The sequence below is a fragment of the Alphaproteobacteria bacterium genome (genome assembly GCA_018662925.1).
Lineage (GTDB): Bacteria > Pseudomonadota > Alphaproteobacteria > 16-39-46 > JABJFC01 > JABJFC01.
Genome location: JABJFC010000068.1, coordinates 1 through 8308, shown reverse-complemented (window position 1 = coordinate 8308; position 8308 = coordinate 1). Strand labels below are relative to the sequence as shown.

The following is an 8308-nucleotide window of genomic DNA, read 5'->3' as shown; positions in this document are numbered from 1 at the left end:
AACTCTCACCGAGTTAAAACACAACATATCCAAATATCTTTTTGGAACTCAAAAAAGTCCTGATATCGTTAAATCATATTTCCTAAAATCAGAGGTCTCTTACGCTGCTTAATGTAAACTGTTTGCTGGCCGGAGTAATAACCCCAATCGTTAACGCAAAAGTCCTTGGAGACGCTTTTGCAATATAATCCACATCTGAACCATCTAAATCTCCCGTCGAAAATGAGCTATAGATGGTATATATACCCTCCACAGAAAGACTAACGTCCTTCTCTATTGAAGTCCTAACACCTAGTCCAAATGGAAAACCAACTTTCCATTTAGAATCGGTGGAACCTGTTTCAACATGCTTATAGGTGAAGTAACTATATGAAACACCTAACGTCCCGTAGATGGCAGTATCCGAATCCGCTAGGAAACCAAACTGAGCTAAAACAGACCCATTAACATCTTGTTTGAATTTGTTTTCGAATTCTGCATTTGTGAATTCTACTTTGTTACTAGCCTGTGCGGTAGATATATTTAAAAGCAGTTTTCCACCATAATACAATGAATCCTCTTGGGTCTCACTGTACCCACCATGAATTTCTGCTAGGAATCCATTCTCTTTTAATTCATTGTTAGCAGAAGAAAAATTGCCAGCACCTGTCAATCTAAATTTGGCACTTCCATTTGATTTAAGATGCTGATATCCAGCACCAAAACCAGCGTACCAACCATTTAGACTAGCTGTTACCACACTCCCATCCTTTGCCTCAGAGTGTTGAGAAATGGAAATACAACTGATTGCAAGCGATAAAACACAACAGATTTTAGAAATTTTTTTCATTATTATTACCTCCCAGTACCATCCAGTGCATCCAAATTCTTCCCTTTATTGGTACAATCCACTGAACAATATTATTTTTGTTTTCTATAGGAACTAAATCAAAAATTATAAACTAATCCTCTAGAATTAATCCCAAAAGATCTCTTTTTTTACTTTCTGACCTTCCCATAACTATTTTTTAACTCCCCACCAGGAAGCATGAAGCTAGAATACATAGTATCGCCATACAAACGATCAATCTTCACAATCTTTTTATGAGTCCCTTCCTCATTAACCTTCCCGACTTCAAATATCATCCTACATTTTCGAGAAAAAATTGTCAATATTCATGCAAGTAAATAGTTCCAACCACTTAATTTAAATAGTTTTTTAATGTTGTTTTCCACTAAAAATTAAATAAATACCCTAAGTTAATGTATAAATGCGCATACATGTACTTATATTGTATTTAAGAAAAGTGAACACCACACACATGGAAAGAGATTCTGATACCGATCCAGAATCTCCTTCACCACTACATTTCCAGCGCTGCACTTACAGCCCACTTATTTTACGAAAGTATTTTCACCCCATCCCATATAAGAAGTGCTGACCATACCCTAAAAAGTCCAACTAATACCCACTGTCGCAGAAAATGTTCTTGGAGATGCTTTAGCAATATATTCCACGTTTGAACTATCCAAATCTTTTGTCGTGAAAGAATTGAAAAATGTGTACACACCTTCTAACGAAACACTAACGCCCTCATCTATTGTCTTCCTAACCCCTAGCCCGAAAGGAAAACCAAATCTCCATTTGGAAACTGTTGAACCTGTTTCAACATGCTTATAGGTAAAATAGCCATACGAGACACCCAATGTTGCATAAATAGCTGTTTCAGACGCCGCCAATAACCCCAACTGGGCCATAAGTGATCCATTTACATCTTGCTTCAATTTGTTCTCAAATTCTGCATTTGAGAATTCTACCTTGTTACTAGCGTGTGCCGTCGGAATCTGAATAAGAAGTTTTCCTCCATAGTATAGATCCCTCACTGAAGTTCCCGCCTCACTATACCCAACATGAACATCCCCTAGAGCGCCGCTTTCCTTCATGTCACTTGTCGCAGAGGAAAAGCTTCCCGCCCCCGTCAACCTAAACTTAGCATTTCCATTTGACTTTAAGTGCTGATACCCAACACCAAATCCTGCGTACCAACCGTTTAGAGCGGATTCTGCTGTTGCAGCCGCAGTCGATGCAACGGAAATGCCAGCACAGGCTATGGCAACTGACAAAAACGGACACATTTTCTTCATGGATATTCCCTCCCAAATATTAATTTTCTGATTCACAATCTATTTCCTTCCTACAAGGCGCCCAAAACAAAACGCACCAGTTACTGTTCGGAAGATCCTTGGTCTTAAATTTAGAGATAGCTCTGACTTCACACCTTAAACCTTCCACAAAACACACTGGGAAGGTGAAACGAACACAACTTTCGTTCCGATCGATGCGAACTTCAATTGATTACCTTCCAACTGTGCTCCACCTTCCTACACTGCGCATCAGACTATTATTGCCCCCTACCAATGTCAAGGCAGGGAATGGGAGTTTTCCCCAATTTCTCAAATGGATAGCCCTTGATTGTTGTTAATATGCACCTGAGGGCAAGGGCCCGTTAATGGCTCTCAGCCTGTTCTGGATTTTCCAGATGCATCCAGGACGGAATCGATGGCATCAAACGAGCTTCCCCACAGGTCAGGCTCCTTTTGAGCGCCTCTTGTAGAAACTCAATTCTAAGAAGGGCCATGCCACGTTGCTCAAAGGAAGAAGCCATTTTGCCCGCCTTTTTCGTGCCCTCTATAAATATCTCAGTCCCAGGGGCCGGCGCAGGTCCTTCAATGGCAACCGGAATGAGCCTCTTACGAACAAGCCCCCGATACCGAGTTCGTGCCGTCAGTTCCTGGCCCATATAACAGCCTTTTTGCCAATCTATGGCCTGTAAGTCCTCTAGTCCACATTCCAATGGAATGGACTTTTCCGGAATCATATCCCGGCCCCCTTCGGGCATGCCCTGTATCAATCTGTGCCTCTCATAGAGTGCCTCTAAAACAGAGGGAGGCGAAACATGTTTTGGCAAATCATGATCAGGCGCATCCTTGGACAATGAGTCCGTGGGCAGCGAATCTGTGGGCAAAGAATCTGTGGACAGAGAATCTGTGGATAGAGAATCAGCAGATAACGAATCAACGCTATGGGACTCTGACTCTAATGCCATCGCCTCTAACTCTTGGTGGGGCAGAATAGCCCGAACACCCATGGCGAGACAGCGCGGATCCACATAAGCCCAACCCGACAACCAGTCTTTTGAAGCCCCTACTTGGCATAAAAGATCTGCAACTTGAAAGGCGTCTTCCCCTATAAGCGCCACAATGCCAAGTTGCTCACTTATGTCTTTAATCTCCACATCAGCCCGCAACTTGTAGCGATTCAGACGCACGGCAAGATCTTCTATTCGGTCTTTTGCCACCTCTATGTAAAAACTTTTTTTTCTTTTACTGATAAAAAAGTCGTGCAAATACTTGCCCTGAGGTGTTAGAAGGGCCCCATAGATAGTAGTGGTTTCTGTTGCCTTACTGATATCATTAGTGATAAGCCCTTGGAGGAAAGATAAGCTATCTTTTCCACTGACAACGAGGAGACCCCGGTTTTTTAAAAGTACATGTTGGACTTTTGACATTATGAACCTTAGTTACTCTGTATGAAGATACTCTTTATCACATCTACACGCATCGGCGATGCCATTTTATCCACGGGCCTGATTTCCCACTTGGCGAAGACATACCCGAATGCCAAAATTACGGTCGCTTGTGGCCCTCCAGCAGCGCCTCTCTTTGAGGCTTGTCCTGCCGTTGAACAAACTATTATCATGGACAAAAATGCCTCCACAAGTCTTTTTTCCAACCATTGGTTTCTGTTGTGGAAAGAGACCGTTAGAACGCGCTGGGATATGGTGATCGATTTGAGGAGTTCTCTCACAGGATATTTCCTCCGCGCAAATAAGCGTTTTCTCTGGTCAAGCACTGACAGCCTCTCCCACCACCGAGTCGAACAACTGGGGCAAGTTCTGAAATTAAGTCCGCCCCCATCACCCACACTCTGGACGCGGCCCATTCATATTGAGAGAGCCAAAGATTTGATTCCCGAAGGCCCGCCTGTCCTCGTCCTGGGCGCTGCCTCTAACTGGCGAGGCAAACAGTGGCGCGCAGAACACTTTATTGAGCTCATGAAAGAACTGACGAAAAAAACGGGGCTATTCCCAAAATATCGGGTGGCTGTCTTTACGACCGAATCAGAACGATCCCAGGTAGAGCCTCTGTTGAAGGCCATTCCCAACTCTCAACGATTGGACTTAGTGGGCAAGACTGATCTGTTAACCACCTACGCTTGCCTAAAGCGCTGTGCCTTCTTTATCGGAAATGACTCAGGCCTTATGCACCTGGCAGCAACTGCAAACATTCCTACACTGGGACTCTTTGGCCCCAGTAGACATGAGCACTATGCTCCGTGGTCTCCTACAAAGATTAGTGCCTATGTGCGAACGAAAACACCTTACGACAAGTTAACTGACATCGAAGGCTATGACCATCGAACTACCGACTCCCTTATGGATAGTTTGTCCGTAAAGAGTGTCGTCGAGGCCACCAAATCCCTGTTCCAGCAAGCTTCAAAAACTCAAGCCCTTCGCAAGCAATCTCCGAAGCAACACCGTAGGACCGCCCCATGACACAAAAGTCGCTCCAAAAGACCACTCTTTCAGCCCTTGTCGTGGCCCATAATGAAGAGATGCATTTGGACGCATGTTTAGACCAACTAAAATTTGCCGATCAAATCGTCGTCGTTCTCGATAAATGCACCGACGGCTCGGAAAAAATAGCCAAAAAATATACCCAGAACATTGTGAAAGGCTCTTGGGACATTGAAGGCGAGAGACGAAATAAAGGCCTGAGCGCTTGTCCTACCGATTGGATCCTAGAAGTTGATGCGGACGAACGCATTTCAAGTGCCCTTGCCAACGAAATTAGAGAAACCATAAATACCACAGGCTTTGACTATCATGGCGTCCCCGTTGATAATTATATTGGGGATCATTTAGTGCGAAAAGGATGGGGTGCCTATTTTGGAAAGTCGCAAGGATTTTGCTTATTTAAGGCAAATTCTAAAGTTTGGGGCAATCAACGCGTCCACCCAAAGATTACGTTTACGGGAACAAAAGGGAATCCTCTCCAAAGTCCCATCGTCCATCATGTTGACGAAGATATTTCAGACTTATTAAATCGTCTTAATCGCTATACCTCAGCCCGTGCCCTTGATATAAGGGAACTGGGTATACAGGAAAGCTTTGGAGCAAACATAAGACGATTGTTCTCGAGATTTTATAAGTGCTATGTGGCTCGTAAAGGCTATCGGGAAGGAAAATACGGATTTTTAATTGCCCTCTGTGCAGGGCTCTATCCTCTTCTTTCCTATCTGAAGGCAACTTTGGAGGAAAAGTCGTAAGATGCGTATTATTCAAGCCATGGGGGCAAGAGGATTTGGAGGAGCAGAAGCTTTCTTTGTGCGACTGGCAAAGGCCTTCCATGACCGAGGGCTAGAGCAAAAACTGTTAATCGCAAACAATCACTCCCGAATGAAAAAATTCGATAGAGAGGGAATTCCTTACAAAGTCCTCAAGTTCTCGGGGTCCTTAGATTTTGCAACCAAACGGCTTTTTCAAAACGAAATTCAAACATTTCAACCAGACATTGTCTTGACTTGGATGAGCCGTGCCTCTCACTTTTGCCCTCTCTCGACAAACATTCCTTTTGTTTCGATCGCCCGCTTGGGGGGATACTATAACCTAAAGTACTACCAAAATTGCCAACACTTGATTGGCAACACCCAAGACATCGTGGATTATCTTTCCAAAGAAGGCTGGCCCAAAGACCACGCCCACTATATCCCGAACTTTGTGAAAAAAAAGAATGCCTCGCCCATAGACAAAAATGTCTTTGATACCCCCCAAGATGCCCCTCTCATCCTGGCATTAGGTCGACTCCACGAGAATAAAGCGTTTGATACTCTCATCAAATCCCTCGTCCATACTCCAAAAGCCTATCTTTGGATTGGAGGCGAAGGCCCTGAACATACAGCGCTGGCAGAATTGGCCACAGAACTGGGTGTCCAGGATCGTATTCGATTTCTGGGATGGCAAGAAAAAGTCGGGCCCCTATTTGCCACGGCTGATATATTTGTCTGCCCTTCCCGCCACGAACCCCTCGGCAATGTGGTCATCGAGGCATGGGCCAATGAAATTCCCGTGATAGCAGCAGAAAGCGCCGGCCCTAAGTCTCTGATCAAAAATAAGAAATCCGGCATGCTCGTTCCCATCGACGATCCCAAAGTCATGGGCACAACCATACAATCGCTCTTAGAATCGCCCGCCTTACAGAAACCCCTTATCCAGGAAGGCGTTAAGGCCTATGAAAAGAATTTTACAGAAGACATTATTGTCGCCAAATATTTGGACTTTTTTGAACACATCCTTTCTAAACGAGAGAAAAAACCATGTGCGGCATCGCAGGTCTAAGCCTTTCTAGAAAAGCGCCTTCTCTTTCTAAAACTTTGGACAAAATGGCAGCTGCCCTCCAACATAGGGGGCCTGATGATCAAGGAAAGCATGTGGTGCAAGACAAAGTCGGCCTCGCCCATACACGCCTCGCCATAAATGATATTGAGGGAGGCCATCAGCCCTTTACGACTCCAACAGGCATTGTTGCCATTGCCAATGGTGAAATATATAACCATCTAGACTTGCGGAAAGAGTTGAATCCAGCCCTAGAGCTGAAAACCCATTCCGATTGCGAACCCATTCCCTATCTCTATAAGCAATATGGTCCTGACTTTGTAAAACACCTGAGGGGTATGTATGCCATCGCCCTCTATGACCCCCATCTCGATCAGCTTTTTTTGGCGCGAGACCCCTTTGGTATCAAGCCTCTTTACTATGCTCAGACGCCCCAAGGCTTAGCCTTTGCTTCCGAACCTCAGGCTCTTATTAAAGGAGGCTTGGTTAAAGCCACTTTGAACACCAAAGGGCGCGATGAACTCCTGGCCCTTAACTTTACATTGGGCAATCATACACTCTTTGCTGGCATTCATAGAGTGCTCCCAGGAGAAACGCTCATCGTACAAAAAGGCAAAGTGATTAACCGGCATCAAAACTCTTACTTTTCTTTTGACCAGGAGCAGATCACAGAGGCAAGTGCCCTTGAGAAATTCCAAACGGAAATGGCAAATTCCATGAAGGCACATCTTTTGTCGGATGTTCCGGTCGGGCTTTTTCTATCGGGCGGAATTGATTCAACTACGCTTCTTCTCTTTATGAGTCAGTATGCCAGTAAAGGATTCAAGACTTACTCCATTGGCTTTCCTGGTACTTTAGCCCACGACGAGCGGAAACGAGCCCGGGAACTTTCGAAAAAACTGGGGACAACCCATCGTGAGCTAACATTTACGGAAGAAGACTTTTGGGAATTGTTGCCCAAAGTAGCCAAGTCCCTGGACGATCCCACAGCTGACTATGCCTGTCTCCCCACCTATAAATTGGCTCAAGCTGTAGCCCAGGATGGTATCAAGGTAGTATTAAGTGGGGAAGGAGGCGACGAACTCTTCGCAGGCTATGGCCGTTATCGAAAGGCCTTATCCCCCTGGAGGCTTGGCACAAAATCCCTACGCCGTGGGAATTTTGATCGCCTAAAGATTTTAAAGCGTCCTTTACCCTCCGTCAAAAAGGCCATAAAGATCCAACAGGAACTTGCAAGCTCCCATGCCGCACCACAAACACGCTTGCAACAACTTCAGGCTCTGGACAGCACCACGTGGCTTCCCAATGATTTGATGATCAAATTGGACCGCTGTTTGATGGCCCACAGTTTGGAAGGACGGCCCCCTTTTCTGGACAAAAGAATGGCAAAGTTTGCCCTGCCCCTTCCCGATAAACTTAAAATCAAGAATCGGCTTGGCAAATGGCTCGTCCGCCAATGGCTCTCCACTGCCTGTCCCGAAGCAAAGCCCTTTTCCAAAAAGAGAGGCTTTACGGTTCCTGTGGGAGAATGGATGGCAAAAAAAAGAGATGCCCTGGCCGAGGAGCTCTCCACGGCCCCTTGTCTTTTGGAGATCGCAACAAAAGAATCCCTCTACAATTTTTTCAAGTCCCTAGACCCCCAAAACAAACATCACACCCAAGCTGCCTGGAGCCTGTTATTCTATCGCACCTGGCACAAGGAGCATTTGGAGTAAGTTGTATGATTTGCATTATGACCCTAGATCCGAGATAGAGAAACAAAAAAGCTCTGAGTACGAGGAAATAGCTGGAAAAGGAGAGAAAAAGGGTTACACTCTTTAGGTGAAAACGTAACCCCTTCTTAAGAAATATTATTATGAAGCTAGCATCATTTT

7 protein-coding genes are annotated in these 8308 nt (G+C 45.0%); 4 read left to right on the top strand and 3 right to left on the bottom strand.

What is annotated here, in order from left to right; all coding sequences use genetic code 11:
• Window positions 1–88: 88 nt before the first annotated feature.
• From HOL16_05800 to HOL16_05790, 3 genes are all read right to left on the bottom strand, one after another.
• The gene (locus HOL16_05800; protein ID MBT5390203.1) at window positions 89–829 is read right to left on the bottom strand and encodes an outer membrane beta-barrel protein; all 741 of its coding nucleotides are present in this window, start codon (window positions 827–829) and stop codon (window positions 89–91) included.
• Window positions 830–1428: 599 nt separating this feature from the next.
• The gene (locus HOL16_05795; GenBank protein ID MBT5390202.1) at window positions 1429–2124 is read right to left on the bottom strand and encodes a porin family protein; all 696 of its coding nucleotides are present in this window, start codon (window positions 2122–2124) and stop codon (window positions 1429–1431) included.
• A 362-nt stretch (window positions 2125–2486) separates the two neighbouring features.
• Window positions 2487–3548, bottom strand: a complete 1062-nt coding sequence (locus HOL16_05790; protein ID MBT5390201.1) for a folate-binding protein YgfZ — start codon at window positions 3546–3548, stop codon at window positions 2487–2489.
• A 21-nt stretch (window positions 3549–3569) separates the two neighbouring features.
• On the opposite strand from HOL16_05790, the gene HOL16_05785 reads away from it, so the two are divergent.
• From HOL16_05785 to asnB, 4 genes are read left to right on the top strand one after another with little or no spacing between them, the layout of a single operon-like run.
• Window positions 3570–4595: a glycosyltransferase family 9 protein gene (locus HOL16_05785; protein ID MBT5390200.1), complete on the top strand. Its 1026-nt coding sequence runs from the start codon at window positions 3570–3572 to the stop codon at window positions 4593–4595.
• Complete coding sequence (locus HOL16_05780) at window positions 4592–5368, top strand: glycosyltransferase family 2 protein (GenBank protein MBT5390199.1); 777 nt, start codon at window positions 4592–4594, stop codon at window positions 5366–5368. The genes HOL16_05785 and HOL16_05780 overlap by 4 nt, the downstream gene beginning before the upstream one ends.
• A gap of 1 nt (window position 5369) precedes the next feature.
• On the top strand, window positions 5370–6437 hold the full coding sequence (locus tag HOL16_05775) for a glycosyltransferase (protein ID MBT5390198.1): 1068 nt from the start codon (window positions 5370–5372) through the stop codon (window positions 6435–6437).
• Window positions 6416–8149: an asparagine synthase (glutamine-hydrolyzing) gene (asnB, locus tag HOL16_05770; protein ID MBT5390197.1), complete on the top strand. Its 1734-nt coding sequence runs from the start codon at window positions 6416–6418 to the stop codon at window positions 8147–8149. The genes HOL16_05775 and asnB overlap by 22 nt, the downstream gene beginning before the upstream one ends.
• The last annotated feature ends 159 nt before the right edge of the window (window positions 8150–8308 follow it).

Bases quoted from the DNA above. Each gene is read 5' to 3' on its own strand.
- HOL16_05800 (MBT5390203.1), bottom strand. From the start codon at position 829: ATGAAAAAAATTTCTAAAATCTGTTGTGTTTTATCGCTTGCAATCAGT.
- HOL16_05795 (MBT5390202.1), bottom strand. From the start codon at position 2,124: ATGAAGAAAATGTGTCCGTTTTTGTCAGTTGCCATAGCCTGTGCTGGC.
- HOL16_05790 (MBT5390201.1), bottom strand. From the start codon at position 3,548: ATGTCAAAAGTCCAACATGTACTTTTAAAAAACCGGGGTCTCCTCGTT.
- HOL16_05785 (MBT5390200.1), top strand. From the start codon at position 3,570: ATGAAGATACTCTTTATCACATCTACACGCATCGGCGATGCCATTTTA.
- HOL16_05780 (MBT5390199.1), top strand. From the start codon at position 4,592: ATGACACAAAAGTCGCTCCAAAAGACCACTCTTTCAGCCCTTGTCGTG.
- HOL16_05775 (MBT5390198.1), top strand. From the start codon at position 5,370: ATGCGTATTATTCAAGCCATGGGGGCAAGAGGATTTGGAGGAGCAGAA.
- asnB (MBT5390197.1), top strand. From the start codon at position 6,416: ATGTGCGGCATCGCAGGTCTAAGCCTTTCTAGAAAAGCGCCTTCTCTT.